The following is a 16,331-nucleotide window of genomic DNA, read 5'->3' on the forward strand; positions in this document are numbered from 1 at the left end:
GCACGGGCAAGTAGCTCAGGTTCGGCCTTCGGATTCTTGGGCTTCGAAGAGGGTCGGCTGGGACTCGGGATCGAGTCCCCAGTCGGCCCTCAGCACCGTGTAGCCGGCTTTGCGGGCGGCGGTGATGACCTTGGCGTCGTCGTCGACCAGGACGGCGACGGGGCGTTGCTCGGCGAGGCGTTCGAGCCGGCCGAGCTTCATCAGCATCGACGGGCGGCGGTCGGTGTTGCCGCGCATGTACACCTTGCCGTCCGGGAAGCCGTTGTCCTTCAGCCACTTCTCGGTCTCCCGCCGGATCCGCTCCGGGCGGCCGGTCAGGTAGACGATCATGTGGTCGGCCGCCAGCGTCGTCGCGACCGCGAGGCCCTCCTCGAGAACCGCGTCGTCCTTGGCGTGCGCGAAGAACGAGTCCCAGTCCTTCGGCTTCTTCTCGATGAAGTGGATCCGCTTGCTGGTGTCGGACAGCGTCGCGTCGATGTCGAGCACGGCGTACGGCATCACCGGGTCCTGGGCGTCACTCATGCGAACCAGCTTCCCAGGTTGTGCGGTCGACGGCGTACAGGACCTCGCCGAACTCGGTGCCGGGGAGCGGGTCGTCGAAGTGTTCGTGCCAGATTTTCACGAAGCGCAGGCCCGAGCGGCGCATGACGGCGCGCGAACGGTGGTTGACCGCCATCGTGTCGGCCTCGACCCGTTCCATGCCGAGCTCGGTGAACGCCCGCGCGATCAGCGCCTTGGTTCCTTCGGTCGCGTACCCCTTGCCCCAGACCGGGCGCAGCAGCCGGTACCCGACGCCGACAGCCGCCGGATCCGCGGTCGGCTGCATCCCGAACCAGCCGGCGAACGCACCGCCGGCCTTCTCGTACGCCGCGAAGGTCCCCAGCTGCTCATGTGCCGCGTACACCTTCAGGAACCCCGGCAGGATCTCCCGCTCGACCTCGTCCCGCGTCGTCGGCTGCCCGGTAAGGAACCGCATCACCTCGGGGTCAGAGTCCAGCTCGACAAGCAACTCGACGTCCCCCGGCGTGAACCGCCGCAGCGTCAAACGTTCGGTTTCGAGGTACGCCGTCATCCCGGGATCGTAGGACTCATCCGGATCAAATGCCCGGCAAGAGGTGTCCGGAGTGTGGGCGGTGTGCGGCGATTCTGTGTGTTGAGTGTGCGACTGTCGGTGGCTCGGGTTAGCGTTCTCAACGCAATGGACGCGATCACGTTTCTGCACAGCTCGGACTGGCAGCTGGGGATGATGCGCCGGTTCCTGGGGCCGGACGGTCAGGCCCGGTGGGGTCAGGCGCGGCTGGATGCTGTCGCACGGATCGGCGAGGTCGCGGAGCGCACCGGGGCGGCGTTCGTGGTCGTCACCGGCGACGTCTTCGAGCACAACCAGGTCGAACGGCAGACCATCTTGCGCGCTTGTGAAGCGCTCAAACGGATCCCGGTGCCGGTGGTGCTGCTGCCGGGCAACCACGACGCGCTGGAGCCGGGCTCGCTGTGGACGTCGAGCCAGTGGCTCGCGCACGCGCCGGAGCACGTGACGGTGCTGACCGAAACGACGCCGTTCCGGATTCTGCCCGGTGTCGAGATCGTCGGCGCACCGTGGCGCTCGCGGCGCCCGCTGTCCGACCCGGCAGCGCCCGGCTACGCCGACCTCGAAGCGTCGCCGGACACGATCCGGATCCTGCTCGCGCACGGGCAACTGACGAGCCTGTCCGGCGGCATGTCCGACGTGCCGACGATCGACCAGGCCGCGCTCGAGGCCGCGGTCTCGGACGGCCGCCTGCAGTACGTCGGCCTCGGCGACCGGCACTCGACCACCCGCGTCACGGACCGGATCTGGTTCTCCGGGACGCAGGAGGTCACGTCTCCGGAGGAGGACCAGCCGGGCAACGTGCTGAAGGTGACCATTGCTCAGGGCGGCGACGGCATCGACGTGGAGCCGGTGCGGGTCGGCGCCTGGCACATGGTCGACCATCGCGTCGAGTTGTTCGACGAGGAGTCGATCGACGCGCTCGAGGAATGGTTCGCGGAGCTCCCGGACAAGGAGCGGACGTACGTACGGCTGGCCGGCGACGGCTCGTTGGCGCTGCCGCTGCTGGCCCGGCTGGACACCATCATCGACGCGCAGGGCGAGGTGTTCGCGAGCGTCGAGCGCTGGGCGAAGTTCTGGACCGTACGGCCCGCCCCCGATGCCGCCGACCTGGAGTCGCTGCAACTGAGCGGTCCCGCCCGGGCCGCGATGGAGGAACTGCGGCAGGCCCTGGCCGGTGGGGACGAGGGTGCCGGCGCCGCGCTCTCGCTGATGCACCGATTGGCGCGGGACGCGGGATGAGATTACACAGCTTGACGCTACGGGACTTCCGTGGCGTCAAGGACCGCATTGTCCGGTTCCGCGCGCTCGGCACGACGGTCGTGGTCGGCGACAACGAGGTCGGCAAGTCCAGCCTGGTGGAGGCGTTCGGGCTGGTCTTCGATCTCCCGGACGACTCGAAGTCGACGCGGATCCGCGACATCCAGCCGGTCGGCCAGGACGTCGGCCCGCAGGTGACGGCCGAGTTGAGCCTCGGCGGGCGCGAGCTGACGTACTCCAAGACCTGGTTGAAGAACCGGTCCACCGAGCTCACCATCGTCGAGTCCGACGGCCGCCGGCAGTCCTGGACCGGCCGTGAGGCGCACGACGAGGCGAAGCGGCTGTTCGACGAGAACGTCGACCCCGTGCTCTGGCAGACGTTGATGGTCAGCCAGGGCCAGTCGTTGGTGCTGCCAACGCCGGCCGATGCGGAGCCGTTGATCACCGCGGTGACCGCGGAGTCGGGGACGCCGGTCGACGGTGCGTCGATGCCGCTGGTGACAGCGGTCGAGCACGAGTACCTGCGGTACTGGACGCCGCGCGGCAAGCCGACCGGCGACTTCGCCCGCTCCGCGAAGGCGGTCGCTGCCGCCGAGCTCGGCTCCCGGCAGGCGTTGCAGGCGATGGAGGAGGTCCGGTCCGACATCCGCCGCGCCGAGCGGCTCAACCTCGACCTCGACGACGTGACCGTTCGCCTGGCCGAGCACCTGACCGTTGTCGAGGCGCTCCGCGAACGCAAGCAGGCGACCGACGAGATCCTGCTCCGGCGCGATTCGGTCCGTTCGCGCGCCGAGACCGCGCGGGCCCGGCTGGAGAACCACACCCGTACGCGGCTCGAGCGCGAACGCCTGCTCGACGAGGTGGAGCGGTTCACCAAGGCCGAGGCCGAGCTGGCCGCACGCCGGTCCGATGCGGAGCTGGTCGCGAAGACGGCCGCCGAGATGGTGCAGGCGGCGGAGGCGGCGCTCGCGGAGGTCGTGGAGCTCAAGGACCTGCGGCGTACGGACGTACAGGCGGCCGAGCGCAAGGTCTCGGACCTGATGGATCGCGCGGAGCTGGACCGGCTGATCGGTCAGCAGACCGAGCTGATCGACGTCCGGGCCCGGATCGCCGCCGCCGGTACGATCCTGGACCGGATCAAGGTCGACGACGCGCTGGTCGCGGCCCTCGAGGACGCTCGCGCGGCGGTGGTCGAGGCTCGTGCGGCGCTCGCGGCCGGTGTGCCCGAGGTGACCGTACGACGGCTCGGCGCGGAAGCGGTCGAGCTGTCCGGCACCGGTCTGGAAGGCGACGTACCGGCCGAGCTGGGCTTCGACGAGTCGGCCGAGGTGCTGGTGTCCGGCGAGCTGGTCGTCGGCGTACCGGGCCAGGTCGAGGTGATCGTCCGCGCCGGTGGCGAGGCGGCGACCCTGCGGTCGCGGGTCGACGATGCCGTACGGCGTGAGAAGGACCTGCTGAAGAAGGCCGGCGTGCGGGACGTCGCCGCGGCGCGCGAGCTGCTGCGCAAGGCGGACACGGCGAATGCCGAGCTGAACGAGGCCCGCCGGACCGAGAAGTCGCTGACCACCGGAGGCGATCCGGGCGAGCGGATCGCCGTCCTCACGGCGCGCCTCGGTCCTGCTGATGACGCCGAGGAGTCCGATGGCAAGGCTGCCGTCGAGGGCGTGCCGGGGCAGATGTCGCTGTTCGAGGAGTTCGTGTCGCCGCACGACACCCTGTTCGAGGTCGACGAGCCGGAGCCGGACGACCTGTCCGGCGCGCAGCGTGCCTTGGAGGGCGCGCGGCACGGACTGGCCGAGGCGGAGCGGCTGCTGGCGGACGCGGAGTTCGCCGCGGCGCAAGCCCGCAAGGCCGCCGACGAGGACCGGTCCGAGGCGCAGAACGCTCGGGCGCGGTCTGAGCTCGCGGGAGAGCGGCTGGCGTCCGCGGTCGAGTCGCTGGAGGCCGTGCGGGCCGTCCTCGACGATGACGCGGTGTCGGGGGCGGAGTCCGAGGCGATGGCCGAGGTCGAGTCGATCGTCGACGAGCTGACCGCCGTTCAGGAGCAGGCCGACGCGGCCGGGGCGGACGAGGTGGCGGGCGAGTTGACGCACGCGCTGGCCGTGGCGACCCGGCTGCAAGGCGAGCGGGACACGTTGCGCGATGCGTTGCGTACGACGGAAGGCCGGCTGGAGCAGTCCGGGCGGGACGGGCTCGCGACGCGGCGTGATGTGGCGGAGCTGGAGCTGGCCGCCGTACGGACCGAACACGACAGCCTGGAGCGGCGGGCGGCCGCTGCGCGACGCGTGTACGAGACGTTGAGCCGGCACCGGGCCGAGGCGCAGACGAAGTACTCGGAGCCGCTGCAGAGCCGGATCGAGGCGCTCGGGCGCAGTGTGTACGGGCCGTCGTTCCGGATCTGGCTCGACGACGATCTCGCGGTCGCCGAGCGTGAGTTGGACGGCGTGCGGCTGCAGGTGGAGGCGTTGTCGACGGGTGCCCAGGAACAGCTCGCGATCATCACCCGGCTGGCGATCAGCCACCTGGTCAGCACCGGTGAGGGCAGCGTGCCGGTGATCTTCGACGACGCGCTCGGCTGGTCCGACAAGGCCCGCCTGCGCGACATGGGCGCGCTGCTCGGCCGGGCCGGCGACCACGGTCAGGTGATCATCCTGACCTGCATGCCGGACCGCTACGAGTACGTCCCGAAGGCGACGTTCATCAAGCTGGACGGATGATGCGCTCCGCCGCCGAGTAGACGACGCATCGCTCGCCGCGGGCGAAGCCGGCCAGCGTGATGTTGAAGCGCCGGGCCAGGTCGACCGCGAGGCTGGTCGGCGCGCCGACCGCGACGATCATGCCGATCCCGGCGGCGACGGCTTTCTGTACGATCTCGTACCCGGCGCGGCCGCTGACCGCCAGTACGAGGCCTTTGCGACTGTGCTGGTTGAGGACGGTCCAGCCGACAACCTTGTCGACGGCGTTGTGCCGGCCGATGTCCTCCTTCACCACGACCTTGCGGCCGTCGGTGGTGAACAGCCCGGCCGCGTGCAGTCCGCCGGTACGGCCGAACATCGGCTGGGCCTCGCGCAGCAGGTCGGGCAGCCGCCGTACGACATCCACTGGTGCCTCGACCGGATCCACTGGGTCGTACTCGCGCTCGGCGAGCTCGTCCAGGCTCTGCTGCCCGCACACCCCGCAGGCCGCGGACGTGACCCCGTACCGCTGGGGAGGCTCGCGATCCGGGGGGCCGTCGAAGGTGACCGTGACCGTGTTGAACTGCTGCTCGCGGGTCAGCGTCACATCGGTGCAGTAGGCAACGGTCCGGATCGCGTCCGGCCGCACCGCGAACCCCTCACCGAGGCAGAACCCGGCGGCCAGCTCGAAGTCGGAGCCGGGCGTGCGCATCGTGACCACGAGCGGCTCGGGCGGACGCCCCGGCCACTCCAGCCGCAGCTCGAGCGGCTCCTCGGTGCTGACCACGTCCTCGCGCCGCGACGTGTGGTCCCCGTCGAGGACCTCGACCTTGAACCTGCTGGTGGGCGCCTTCGTCATACCTCCACGGTAGGCCAGTTTCGCCGTACGGCCAGCCAGTCCAGGAATGTCCACGCATAGAGCCGCTGGTGCGCGCGCAGCGCCGGTGTGCAGCCGGGCGGCGGGGGAGCCTCGGTGTTCTTCATCATGTACGCCGCGATCAGGCCGGCGAGGCAGTCGAGGTGCTCCTTCGGTATGTCGGCCGTGAGCGGGTTGTGGGTGATCGCGGTGAACGTGTCGATCCCCTGATGCTGCGCGACCGGCAGCAGGCAGACCCAGTCCACCCAGCGGGCGCCGAGGGTCAGCCAGTTCCAGTCGACCGTCCAGCAGGTGCCCTGGCCGTCGATGACGATGTTGTCGGGGCGGAGGTCGGAGTGCAGCGCGGTGTCGCCGGCCAGCGCCTCGGGTGCCAATGCGACCAGCTCCGCGAGCTCGGGCAGGATCCGCGGCACCCACGGCTGCAGCCCCGGCGGCATCGGCCGTTCACCGGCCATGATCTCGGACGGTATGCGGAGGTCGTCCTCGAACAGCTCCGCGAACGGACTGAGCCCGTCCAACGGACTCGGCTGCAGCGCGTCGGCCATTCCCTCGCACGCGGCCGTCACCCGTTCGAAGTCCTGCGCGGTCCACGGACTTCCAGGCATTCGACCGTCGACCCACTCGGAGGCGACCGCGAACCACCCATCGACGGCTGCGGTGGCAACGATCGCCGGGGCCCGAACTGTGCCAGGCAGTTGTGGGACGACCTCGGCCTCGCGCTGGTACGCCTCGTACGCGTGCTCGCCTTCCGGCGCTGCCTTGATGAAGACCCACCGTCCGTCCGCCAACTGCGCGCGGGCAGCGAAACCACCGGTGAAGCCTGAGGACACCGGCCGCGAGACGTCGGCGATCCGCGTGCCGAGGGCAACGGCGAGGGCCTCGTGCAGCTCGGGCGCGAGGGAGTTCCAGTCCGGGCGTAGCGAGGTGGCGGAGTAGTCGACATCCGGAGCGCTGCTCATGCCCACCCACGATAGAAGGCACAAGGCCGACATGCCCTAGCGTTCAGGACATGGTGTTGCAGGTGCTCGACCTCGTCGGGATCTTCGTGTTCGGGATCACCGGCGCGCTGGTCGGCGTACGGAAGAAGCTGGACGTGTTCGGGATCCAGGTGCTGGCGCTCGTCACCGGCCTCGGCGGCGGGTTCATCCGGGATGTCCTGATCGGGCAGACGCCGCCCGCCGCGCTCCGGGACTGGCGGTATCTGGTGGTGCCGGTCGTGGCCGGCCTACTGACGTTCTTCCTGCATCCCGGGATCGGCCGCGTCGAACGCCTGGTGAACATCTTCGACGCCGCCGGTCTGGCCCTGTTCTGCGTGACCGGTGCACTGAAGGCGATCGACTTCGGCCTGTCGCCGATCTCGGCCGCACTGCTCGGCACGCTCTCCGGCATCGGCGGGGGCGTGCTGCGGGACGTGCTGAGCGGCCGCGTACCGGTCGTCCTGCGGTCCGAGATCTACGCCATTCCGGCGCTGCTCGGCGCCGGCATCGTGGTCGTCGCGGCGGCGCTCGAGTACCACGCGGTGTGGGTCCCGATCACCGCCGCGGCGGTCTGCTTCGTGATCCGCCTGATCGCGATCCGCCGCGGTTGGAACGCCCCACTAGCCCGCAATCCCTGACCCTAGATGGTGGGCGAGCTCCGCCGCCGAGAGACCGAAGGTCTCCAGGATCTCCGGACCGCCCGGCCCGATCGCGAAGATCGCGTGGTCGGTGTAGACGCGGCGCACACACCCGCGAGCGGTGACCGGATAGCTGCACGACGGCACCAGCTTGGGGCGGCCCAACTTGTCGAACAACGTCATCGTGACGTACACGGCCTCGGCCCCGACGGCGAGATCCATCGCACCGCCGACGGCCGGCACGGCATCCGGCAGGTCGGTGTGCCAGTTGGCGAGATCGCCGTCGGCCGAGACCTGGAACGCGCCCAGTACGCAGACGTCCAGGTGACCGCCGCGGATCATCGCGAACGACTCGGCGTGCCCGAAGTACGCGGCGCCGGGCAGCTCCGTGATCGGTACCTTGCCGGCGTTGATCAGGTCCGGATCGATGGCGTCGCCGGACGCGGCCGGGCCCATGCCGAGCATCCCGTTCTCGGTGTGCAGCACGACCTGCTGCTCCGGGCGGAGGAAGTCCGCGACCAGGGTCGGCCGGCCGATCCCGAGATTGACGTACGCGCCGTCCGGGATGTCGGCCGCGATCCGGGCGGCGACCTCGCCGGCGTCCAACGGGTGCTGATGCTCGACGATCATGCCGTCCCTCCCGTGCAGACGAGCCGGTCCACGTAGATCGACGGCGTGACGATCGCCTCCGGATCCAGACCACCGACCGGAACCACGTCGTCCACCTCCGCGATGGTCAGCGTCGCGGCGGTCGCCATGATCGGGCCGAAGTTGCGAGCGGTCTTGCGGTACACCAGGTTGCCGAGCTCGTCGGCGCAGTGGGCCCGCAGCAGTGCGACGTCGGCGCGGATCGGATACTCGAGCAGGTAGTCGCGGCCGTCGATGGTCCGCGTCTCCTTGCCGTCCGCGAGCCGCGTACCGGCGCCGGTCGGCGTGTAGAACGCGCCGATGCCGGCCCCGGCGGCGCGGATCCGTTCGGCGAGGCTGCCTTGCGGTACGAGTTCAAGCTCGACCGAGCCGGCCCGGTACAGCTTGTCGAAGACGAACGAGTCGCTCTGCCGCGGGAACGAGCAGATCACCTTGCGCACCATGCCGGCTGCGAGCAACGACGCCACCCCGTCCGTACCGTTGCCGGCGTTGTTTCCCACCAGCGTCAGCTCCCGGACGCCCGTACGGCGCAACGCGTCGATCAATGTCAGCGGAACTCCGACCGCGCCGAACCCGCCGATCAGGACGGTCGAGCCGTCGGCGACATCGTGCACCGCCTGCTCGGCCGTCACCCTCGTCGCTGCCATCCACTCACGCTCCCTGACTTCGGTGACCTACTTGACGGCCATCGCGTTCGGTGGCGATCCGACGCCACCAACCACGTTCAACGGTTTCGCGCTGAGCAGGAACTCGTACGTCCCGTCCGCGGCGCAGTCGGCGGCCAACGCATCCAGGTTCCACAGCTCACCTAGGAACAGCCCGAGCAGCGCGATCAGCGGCCGGTGCAGCATCCCGTTGTGCTGGACGCCACGCTCGGCCGGCGGTTCGTCCGGATCGACGAGACCGGACTCGGCGCGGACCGGATGCGCCTCGACGCCGGAGTCGTCGGACGCGACCATCGCGAACCGGTGGTCCCAGAGCCACTCGATCATCTCCGCGGACTGGATGAGCCCCGGATGCCGCAACCGGGACGGGAAGTTCTTCCGGTCCTCGGCGCTGAGCGACAGGAAGTACGGCGCCCAGCCGGTCCGGATCAGCAGGACGTCACCCTGCCGGAACTCCACGCCCTGCGCCCGCGCCACCGCGTCGAGGTCCTCGGGCGTGATCATCTGGTTGCTGTCGAGGTCGATCGGCCGGCCGATGCCGTCGAAGTACCGGGCCACGTCGAGCAGCACGCCGCGGGTCAGGATCCCGCGCTCGGCGACGAGTTGGATGCCCAGGTCCGGTGTGTTCGTGTCGATCGCGTCGTCGGGTACGCCCGCGTAGAAGCCGTGCGTCGGGTGCCGGATGTGGCGCAGCGAGTCGATCTGGGACGTCGACTGCAGGTAGAACGAGTCGAGCCAGTCGTCGCGGTGGTTCGGGTTGTTCGAGAACACGTGGTGGACCGCGGCGGGCCGGGTCCCGGACGGAGCGGGCACGAACGCGTTCACCGGGTAGTCCAGGTTGAACACGGCACCACGCCGAACCAGTCCGACGGCATCGAGGATCTGTTCGGGCCCGATGAAGTTCAGCGTCCCGAGTTGGTTGCCGCTGCCGAACACGCCCCACGACGATCCCGGTGGCGCGTCATCACGGTCGAGCAGTTCCTGGTACGTGGGGTAGCTCATGCTGCTCCTTCGTTGACGAGGGACGGCAAGACCTCGGAGCCGACGAGGTCCAGGGTTCGTCGCGCGACCTCGGGCGGTGTCCCGTACGGCGCCACACGCAGCTGCACCGCGGTCACTCCCGCATTGGCGTACTGCCTGAGCTCAGCGACGACGTCGGCCGGCGAGCCCACCAGCGCATCGCCCTGCCAGACCTGTCGCTCGGTGTAGTACGCGATCGCGGGCGAGAAATACGCCGCGGCCTGCTCTCGAGCTGTCCGCGTGTCGGGGGCGATGAGGCAGAACCGCGTGACGGCGACCTGGCCAGGCCGCTCGCCACGAGCCGCCCAGTAGCCGGCTGCCCTTTCGGCGAGCAAGCTGTCGCCGTAGTTGGTGGCGGCGTAGTAGCCGTCGCCCAGCCGTGCGGCACGTGTCGCCGCGGCCGGAGTCCGCCCACCGAGCAGCAGCGCCGGACCGCTCGCCTGCACAGGAGACGGCGCGATCGAACCATCCGTCCAGGCAGTCCGCAACGAGTCGACGAACGACTCGAACCACGCCGCAGCCGACGAGGTCGGACCTGCTACACCGAGCCGTTCGGCGAGCTCCGGCGCACCCAGTGCGATTCCGACGCTCAGCCGGCCGCGGCACAGCTGGTCCAGCAGAGCGGTCTCGTACGCGAGCCGGCGCGGGTGGTACGCCCGCGCCAGCAACACCGCCGTACCGAGCCGAAGGTCGGTGCGTCCCGCCAGGTGCGAGAGCACCAGCAGCGAGCCCGGGAGATGGAACACCTCGGGCCGCTGGTGGTAGCTCTCACCGATCCAGGCCGAGGACAACCCGTTGCCCTCGGCCACTTCCAGCAGTCGCGCGGCGGCATCCAGCTGAGGCCGCACCGCTGCCGTCGACCCCAGATCGAGCGCAACCCCGAGTCGCACGTCAGGAAGCTTTCCCGGCCGCGGTCCGGATGTCGTCGTACGAGAACTTGTTCATCGGCTCGATCAGATCGTCGGTGTAGATCGCCGTCGGCGGGAACTCCTTCGCGATCAGCCCCGACTTGACCATGAACTGCACGGTGCGCGCGACCGAGTCCGGCTCCATGTACCCCCAGCGGGTGCCGTCCGCCGGACCGACCTGCTGCCCGTCCATCCGGACCTTCAGCACACTGACCTGCTCGGCGAGCGCCTGCTTCTCCGGTGTCGACGCGTTGCCCTTCGTCTCCGGGCGGACCTTCCACAGGTCCTTCACCGCGCCCTCCGGACTGGCCTGCGTGAACACCATCGACTTGGCCAGCGCCCGTCCGAACCGGACCAGCACGTCCTTCTTGTCCTTCAGCGTCGAGGCCTTCACCGCGAAGCCGCCGCCGAACAGGTTCTCGGTGCCCGGTGCGGCGAGCGGCTTCAGCTTGACGCCGGCGTTCTCGATGATCTGGTACTGGGTGTCCCACATCGCGAGCGCATCCACCTGGCCGTCCTTGACCGCGCTGATCTGCTGCGGACCACCACCGATCGGGACCAGCTTCACCGCCGACGGGTCCAGCCCCTGCGACTTCATCGCGGTGTTCATGAACGTCGACCCCGAACTCGCGACCGCGGTCACACCGACCCGCTTGCCCTGCAGGTCGCCGAGCGCCGCGACGCTCGATCCGTCCGGCACCGCGAGGCTGTAGATCCAGTGCGTCCAGTACTGCGCGAAGTACACCAGGCCGGCGTTCTTGGACTGGCCGATCGCGACCGGCTCCGGGGTGACCAGACCGATGTCTGCCTGCCCGGAAACGACCTGCTGAGCGATCTGCGTACCGGACGGGAAGAGCTGGACCGTGACCTTCAGGTTCTCCTGCTCGAAGTACTTCTCGGCCTCCGCGACCGCGAGCGGGGCGAACCCCGCGTTCCAGCTCGGTGTCCCGATCGCCAGCCGGATCTCTGCGCTGTCGCCGGAGCTTGCGTCGTCCCCCGAACCGCCGCAGCCCACCAGGCCAGGTGCTGCGGCGACGAGCAGGACCAGCGCGGCAAGGGCGCGCCTTCTCGGTGGGTGCTTCATGGGTGGGCCCCTCTTCGCATCATGGTGTCGGGTAGTCGTCGGCATTCAGCACCGCGCCGGGCCGGGCCGAGAAGTCGGCGCGGGGCGGGCAGAAGATGTCGATCAACTGGTTGCGGCCGGAGCCGATGGCCTCGGTCGTGTGCACTGCCTGGGGCGGGATGACGGTCACCGATGGGCTTCCGCAGGTGCGGTGGTCGTCGTCGAGCCAGTCACGCTTGCGGGTGGTCCACGGCGTCCGGATGTGGTGCACGAAGTCGCCGTTCACCGCCAGCGAGCACTGCTCGAAGTCGTCGTGGGCGTGTGGTGAGAGCGCGTCCGGGTCCCGGGGACCGATCCGCGGGTTCAGGAAGTTCACCATGAACGTGCTGCACCGGAAGATCCGCCCGAACCGCTTCGGGTCCTCGGGGACCTCGGCGAGCGGGTAGACCCGGATCCGGTGCCCGGCCGGCGGATCCGGCCAGGGCGTGAACGCCGGCACCTTCGGGTTCGCCGTCGCGTAGCTGTCCCGGTTCACGCTGGCCCCGGCGACATCCTCGGAGCGCACCGTGAACAGCCGGACCAGATCGCAGTCAGCGCCGGCGACGATGGACGACTCGCCGGGCGGCATCACGATCACCGCCTGACCGCTGACAGTCTGCTCGCCGTCGGCCGTCCGTACGGTTGCGGCGCACGCCTCGTCGGGCAGGATCACGACGTACTCGTCGGGCTGTCCGGTCCGGGTCAGTACGTCGCCGGTGACAGCGGTCGAGTACGCAACCACGAAGTTCTGCCCGCGGGCGAACCAGGTCCGGGTACCGGCGCCGGTACGTTCGTCCGGCTCGGTGCCCGCGAACTCGATGAACTCGGCGCGTCTGCTGTCAGTGCGCGCATCGGGGCGCGCATCGGCGCGCGAATCAGTTGTCGAAGTAGGCATGGAAGCTCCTGTCTGCTGGGCGTCCGCGGGTCAGTCGTCGAGACCGAGGAGGAACGCGGGGTTGTCGCAGGTGATCTGCCGGAGCGCCTTTTCGGGCAGCCCGAGGTCCAGCAGCGCCGCGCCGACCCGGATGAAGGCGTCGACCGGCAGCGGCCGGTTCTGCTGGCCGAGGTCGGAGGCGAGCACGGTGTGCTCCGGCCCGATCCGCTCGATCCAGGTCAACAGGTCCTTGGGGTCCCACTTGCGGTGGCCTTCGGGGTCGTACATCCCGACCTCGTGCTCGACGTACGCGCCGAAGCCGACCAGCTCCAGGCACTGCTCGGGCTCGGCACCGATCACGAAGTTCGGATGGTTGATCACCATCCGGGTGACACCGCGGGCCTTGCCCTCGGCGAACAGCTGGGCGATCGTGCCGGCCTCGAGGTGGCCGCCGCTGAGCATCGCCCCGCTCTCGCTGATCAGGTCGAGCACCTCGAGCGCCTCCGGTACCAGGTCACCGCTCGGCGTCCGGACGTCGACGCGGTCGGACGGTACGTCGACGGTCGCGCTCGGGAAGCCGCCGCCCTCGGGGTGGCACTCGATGTGCCGGCCGGACGAGAAGGTCGGGAACCACACGGCCCGGCCGCCCATCCGCAGGCACATCGCCACGGCGTACGGGTTGATCCCGCCCACCTGGCTGTTCAGTGCGATGCCGCCGAACACGGCGGTCTTGCTGCCGGCCAGGCGATCTGCCATCGCGAGCAGATCCATCACGGTGTTGTGGTGATGTGACTTGACCAGGATTCCCCGCATCTGCAGCCGCTCGGCGTCGAGGGCCGCTTCCACGTGGTTGAACCGGCGGGGGAAAGGGCTCGGACCCGAATGACAGTGCAGGTCGACGGAGCCACGGAGGATTTTTGTCATCGCGTCAGGACTCGGCATGCGCATCCATCTCCTTGATGTTCACGATGCAGATTAGGAGTTCACATATCGGTCGTCAATAGCTCCGAATCAAGGTCTTGCAGGGTGTTGATCCCTCGGTTACGGTGCCGATATGTGCATGATGTGAACGACAAGTTCACGAACTGAGCAAGGGGACAGATCAGATGCCGACCGAGAGCCAGCCCGACATCCAGGCCGTCAGCCGGGTGGCGCAGATCGTTGCCCTGTTCGGGCTGGAGACACCGGAGATCACCGTGTCGGACGCGACCGAGCGGCTCGGTCTCAACCGCACCACCGTCCATCGGTACCTGAGCTCGATGGCCGCGGCCGGGCTGCTCACGCACGGCAGCCGGCCGGCCGCGTACGCACCGGGCGGGCTGATGCTGCAGCTCGGCGCGTTCGCGATCGGTCAGCGGCGCATCATCCAGATCGCGCCGGCGTTCCTGCGGGAGCTGTCCCAGCAGGTCGGCGTGACCGCGGTGCTGTCGCTCTGGGCGCAGTCGGGCCCGGTCGTCTCGATGGTCGAGGAGGACCCGGCGCACAACGCGATCGTCACCGTCCGGGTCGGATCGCAGCTGTCGCTGGACACCTCGCAGGCGATCGCGTTCCTGGCCCACCTGCCCGACCAGCTCCAGGCCGACCGGCTGCTCGGTTCACTGCCCAAGCCGCAGCGTGACGACCTGAACGAGCGGATCGCCGAGACCCGCCGTACCGGCGTGAGCATCTATGTCGCGAACCCGCGCGGGATCAGCGTGATCTCGGCGCCGGTCTTCGACGAGTCCGGGATCTGCGCGACGGTGGCCGCCGTCGGCACCGACCGGATGCTCCCGTCCTCGGCGGCGGACTCGACCGCCGCCGTCGCAGTCAAGGAGATCGCCGTCGCACTGACGGCCGAGATGGCCGGTCTCTGGCCCGAGCCCTGAGCGACCCGTACCGACAGTCAGGACCGCACAGATGCCAACCCGCACGCACCACCACCCTGCCGGCAGCGCCGGCAACCCGGCCGCCACCGATGCGGCGGTCGAGTTGCACGAGATCACGATGCTCTACAACGCGAAGCGGGGTCGCACCGTCAGAGCCGTCGAGGACGTCAGCCTGCGGATCCCGCAGGGGGAGTTCGTCTCGATCGTCGGACCGAGCGGCTGCGGCAAGAGCACGCTGCTGAAGATCATCATGGGGCTCGTCCGGCAGTCCGCCGGTGAGATCCACTTCGGCGCCGGCCCGACGACCCGGAAGAACAAGCTCGGCATGGTGTTCCAGCAGGCGTTGCTGCTCCCGTGGCGCACCGTCGAGCAGAACCTGATGATCTCCCACGACCTGCAGCCGCGCGGCGGGCGAGACGCCGGCGAAGTCAAGGACCGGGTTGCGGAGCTGCTCGCGATGCTCGGGCTGACCGACTTCGCCCAGCAGTACCCGAACGAACTGTCCGGCGGGATGCAGCAGCGGGTCGGGATCGGCCGCGCGCTCCTGCACGATCCGCAGATCCTGCTGATGGACGAGCCGTTCGGCGCCCTCGACGCGATGACCCGCGACCAGATGGGCCTGGACCTGCTGGACATCTGGGAGCGCGACCGCAAGACGGTCCTGTTCGTCACGCACTCGATCCCCGAGGCGGTCCTGCTGTCCGACCTGGTGGTCGTGATGACGCCGCGACCGGGCCGGGTCGCCGATGTCATCGAGGTCCCGCTGGAACGCCCACGACGGCTCGAGCAGATCAACACCCCGGAGTTCGGTGCGATCGCCGGCCGGATCCGCGGACTCCTCAACTCCGAGAACAGCGCGCACTGACCAGCACCCTGTGAGGACGGCTATGACGGTTACGACGAATGCCAAGGGCGACATCTTCCGAAGGTCCGCGCGGCCCCGCCGTCCGGTCCCGGGTTTCGTACTGAGCTGGGCGCTGCTGATCGTCCTGATCGGGCTCTGGCAGCTCGCGGTCAGCGTCTTCCACGTGTCGAGCGTGCTCGTTCCCGGACCGACCGCCGTGGCCCGCGCGCTGGTGGACGGGTTCCAGAGCGGCTACCTGCCGAAGCAGACCTGGATCACGCTGAAGGAGGTCCTGCTGGGCTTCGGTCTCGCGGTCTGCCTGGCGCTGGTCTCCGCGGCGCTGGTCACCCAGTTCCGCACGATGGACAAGGCGTTCTTCCCGATCCTGGTGATCGTGCAGACGATTCCCAAGGTGGCGATGGCGCCGCTGCTGGTGATGTGGTTCGGCATCGGCCTGCAGTCGAAGGTGTGGACGATCGCGCTGATCGCGTACTTCCCGTTGCTGATCAACGCGATCCTCGGCCTGCGGTCGGCCGAGCCCGAGCAGATCGACATGCTGAAGTCGTTCGGCGCGGGCAAGTTCCAGATCCTGCGCCGGCTGCAGTTGCCGTCCGCGTTGCCGCACATCTTCGCCGGGCTGGACGTCGCGGTGATCCTCTCGGTCACCGGGGCGATCGTCGCCGAGTTCGTCGGCAGCTCCGAAGGACTCGGGTACGCGATCCAGGCCACGAACTTCAACCTGGACACCGCGACCACGTTCGCCATCGTCGTGATGCTGTCGGTGATCGGCATGACCTTCCACGCGGTCGTCGTGCTGGTCAACCGCCGGCTGGTCTTCTGGTCACCGGCGCAGAACGCCGACGCCCGCGCCATCTGAACCCCTTGAGGAAA

General features: G+C 69.4%; 17 protein-coding genes. 6 read left to right on the forward strand and 11 right to left on the reverse strand.

Features of this window, described 5'->3' with window-relative positions:
- Window positions 1-15: 15 nt before the first annotated feature.
- Together ACGFI6_RS16750 and ACGFI6_RS16755 are read right to left on the reverse strand one after the other, a co-directional pair.
- The gene (locus ACGFI6_RS16750) at window positions 16-522 is read right to left on the reverse strand and encodes an HAD family acid phosphatase (protein WP_393119312.1); all 507 of its coding nucleotides are present in this window, start codon (window positions 520-522) and stop codon (window positions 16-18) included.
- Window positions 515-1,072, reverse strand: a complete 558-nt coding sequence (locus ACGFI6_RS16755) for a GNAT family N-acetyltransferase (RefSeq protein ID WP_393119313.1) — start codon at window positions 1,070-1,072, stop codon at window positions 515-517. The genes ACGFI6_RS16750 and ACGFI6_RS16755 overlap by 8 nt, the downstream gene beginning before the upstream one ends.
- A gap of 126 nt (window positions 1,073-1,198) precedes the next feature.
- Here ACGFI6_RS16755 and ACGFI6_RS16760 point away from each other — a divergent pair, with 126 nt between their 5' ends.
- Together ACGFI6_RS16760 and ACGFI6_RS16765 are read left to right on the forward strand one after the other, a co-directional pair.
- Window positions 1,199-2,329 (forward strand): exonuclease SbcCD subunit D, encoded by a 1,131-nt coding sequence (locus tag ACGFI6_RS16760; RefSeq protein WP_393119315.1) that lies wholly within the window; start codon window positions 1,199-1,201, stop codon window positions 2,327-2,329.
- Window positions 2,330-2,340: 11 nt separating this feature from the next.
- Window positions 2,341-5,064, forward strand: coding sequence for a DNA repair ATPase (locus ACGFI6_RS16765; RefSeq protein ID WP_393119317.1), 2,724 nt, complete (start codon window positions 2,341-2,343; stop codon window positions 5,062-5,064).
- Here the strand turns inward: ACGFI6_RS16765 and fdhD are convergent.
- Both fdhD and ACGFI6_RS16775 read right to left on the reverse strand, forming a co-directional pair.
- A complete protein-coding gene (gene fdhD, locus ACGFI6_RS16770) occupies window positions 5,048-5,881 on the reverse strand; it encodes a formate dehydrogenase accessory sulfurtransferase FdhD (protein ID WP_393119319.1) in 834 nt (277 codons plus the stop codon). The genes ACGFI6_RS16765 and fdhD overlap by 17 nt on opposite strands.
- Complete coding sequence (locus ACGFI6_RS16775; protein WP_393119321.1) at window positions 5,878-6,858, reverse strand: phosphotransferase family protein; 981 nt, start codon at window positions 6,856-6,858, stop codon at window positions 5,878-5,880. The genes fdhD and ACGFI6_RS16775 overlap by 4 nt, the downstream gene beginning before the upstream one ends.
- 50 nt (window positions 6,859-6,908) lie before the next feature.
- Here ACGFI6_RS16775 and ACGFI6_RS16780 point away from each other — a divergent pair, with 50 nt between their 5' ends.
- Window positions 6,909-7,514, forward strand: a complete 606-nt coding sequence (locus tag ACGFI6_RS16780; protein WP_393119323.1) for a trimeric intracellular cation channel family protein — start codon at window positions 6,909-6,911, stop codon at window positions 7,512-7,514.
- Here ACGFI6_RS16780 and ACGFI6_RS16785 read toward each other — a convergent pair.
- The 7 genes from ACGFI6_RS16785 to ACGFI6_RS16815 are packed head-to-tail and all read right to left on the reverse strand — an operon-like array spanning window position 7,497 to window position 13,679.
- Complete coding sequence (locus ACGFI6_RS16785; protein ID WP_393119325.1) at window positions 7,497-8,144, reverse strand: 3-oxoacid CoA-transferase subunit B; 648 nt, start codon at window positions 8,142-8,144, stop codon at window positions 7,497-7,499. The two genes, ACGFI6_RS16780 and ACGFI6_RS16785, sit on opposite strands and share 18 nt — an antisense overlap.
- On the reverse strand, window positions 8,141-8,809 hold the full coding sequence (locus ACGFI6_RS16790; protein WP_393119326.1) for a 3-oxoacid CoA-transferase subunit A: 669 nt from the start codon (window positions 8,807-8,809) through the stop codon (window positions 8,141-8,143). Before ACGFI6_RS16790 ends, ACGFI6_RS16785 begins: the two co-directional genes overlap by 4 nt.
- Window positions 8,810-8,836: 27 nt before the next feature.
- Window positions 8,837-9,829 (reverse strand): cyclase family protein, encoded by a 993-nt coding sequence (locus ACGFI6_RS16795; RefSeq protein WP_393119327.1) that lies wholly within the window; start codon window positions 9,827-9,829, stop codon window positions 8,837-8,839.
- Window positions 9,826-10,737, reverse strand: coding sequence for an LLM class flavin-dependent oxidoreductase (locus ACGFI6_RS16800; RefSeq protein WP_393119330.1), 912 nt, complete (start codon window positions 10,735-10,737; stop codon window positions 9,826-9,828). The genes ACGFI6_RS16795 and ACGFI6_RS16800 overlap by 4 nt, the downstream gene beginning before the upstream one ends.
- 1 nt (window position 10,738) lies before the next feature.
- The gene (locus ACGFI6_RS16805; protein ID WP_393119332.1) at window positions 10,739-11,839 is read right to left on the reverse strand and encodes an ABC transporter substrate-binding protein; all 1,101 of its coding nucleotides are present in this window, start codon (window positions 11,837-11,839) and stop codon (window positions 10,739-10,741) included.
- Window positions 11,840-11,858: 19 nt separating this feature from the next.
- Window positions 11,859-12,752 carry a hypothetical protein gene (locus ACGFI6_RS16810; RefSeq protein ID WP_393119335.1) on the reverse strand — a complete coding sequence of 298 codons (894 nt, stop codon included), beginning with the start codon at window positions 12,750-12,752 and terminating at the stop codon, window positions 11,859-11,861.
- Window positions 12,753-12,782: 30 nt separating this feature from the next.
- On the reverse strand, window positions 12,783-13,679 hold the full coding sequence (locus tag ACGFI6_RS16815) for a DUF6282 family protein (protein WP_393119337.1): 897 nt from the start codon (window positions 13,677-13,679) through the stop codon (window positions 12,783-12,785).
- A gap of 158 nt (window positions 13,680-13,837) precedes the next feature.
- Here ACGFI6_RS16815 and ACGFI6_RS16820 point away from each other — a divergent pair, with 158 nt between their 5' ends.
- Genes ACGFI6_RS16820 through ACGFI6_RS16830 form a run of 3 tightly spaced genes read left to right on the forward strand, consistent with a single transcriptional unit; the run spans window position 13,838 to window position 16,317 of the window.
- Window positions 13,838-14,596 carry an IclR family transcriptional regulator gene (locus ACGFI6_RS16820; protein ID WP_393119339.1) on the forward strand — a complete coding sequence of 253 codons (759 nt, stop codon included), beginning with the start codon at window positions 13,838-13,840 and terminating at the stop codon, window positions 14,594-14,596.
- 31 nt (window positions 14,597-14,627) lie between these two features.
- On the forward strand, window positions 14,628-15,461 hold the full coding sequence (locus ACGFI6_RS16825; protein WP_393119341.1) for an ABC transporter ATP-binding protein: 834 nt from the start codon (window positions 14,628-14,630) through the stop codon (window positions 15,459-15,461).
- A 22-nt stretch (window positions 15,462-15,483) separates the two neighbouring features.
- Window positions 15,484-16,317, forward strand: coding sequence for an ABC transporter permease (locus ACGFI6_RS16830; RefSeq protein WP_393119342.1), 834 nt, complete (start codon window positions 15,484-15,486; stop codon window positions 16,315-16,317).
- The last annotated feature ends 14 nt before the right edge of the window (window positions 16,318-16,331 follow it).

Origin of the sequence: Kribbella sp. NPDC048928 (assembly GCF_043197975.1) — a bacterium.
In the GTDB taxonomy this organism is placed as follows: Bacteria; Actinomycetota; Actinomycetes; order Propionibacteriales; family Kribbellaceae; genus Kribbella.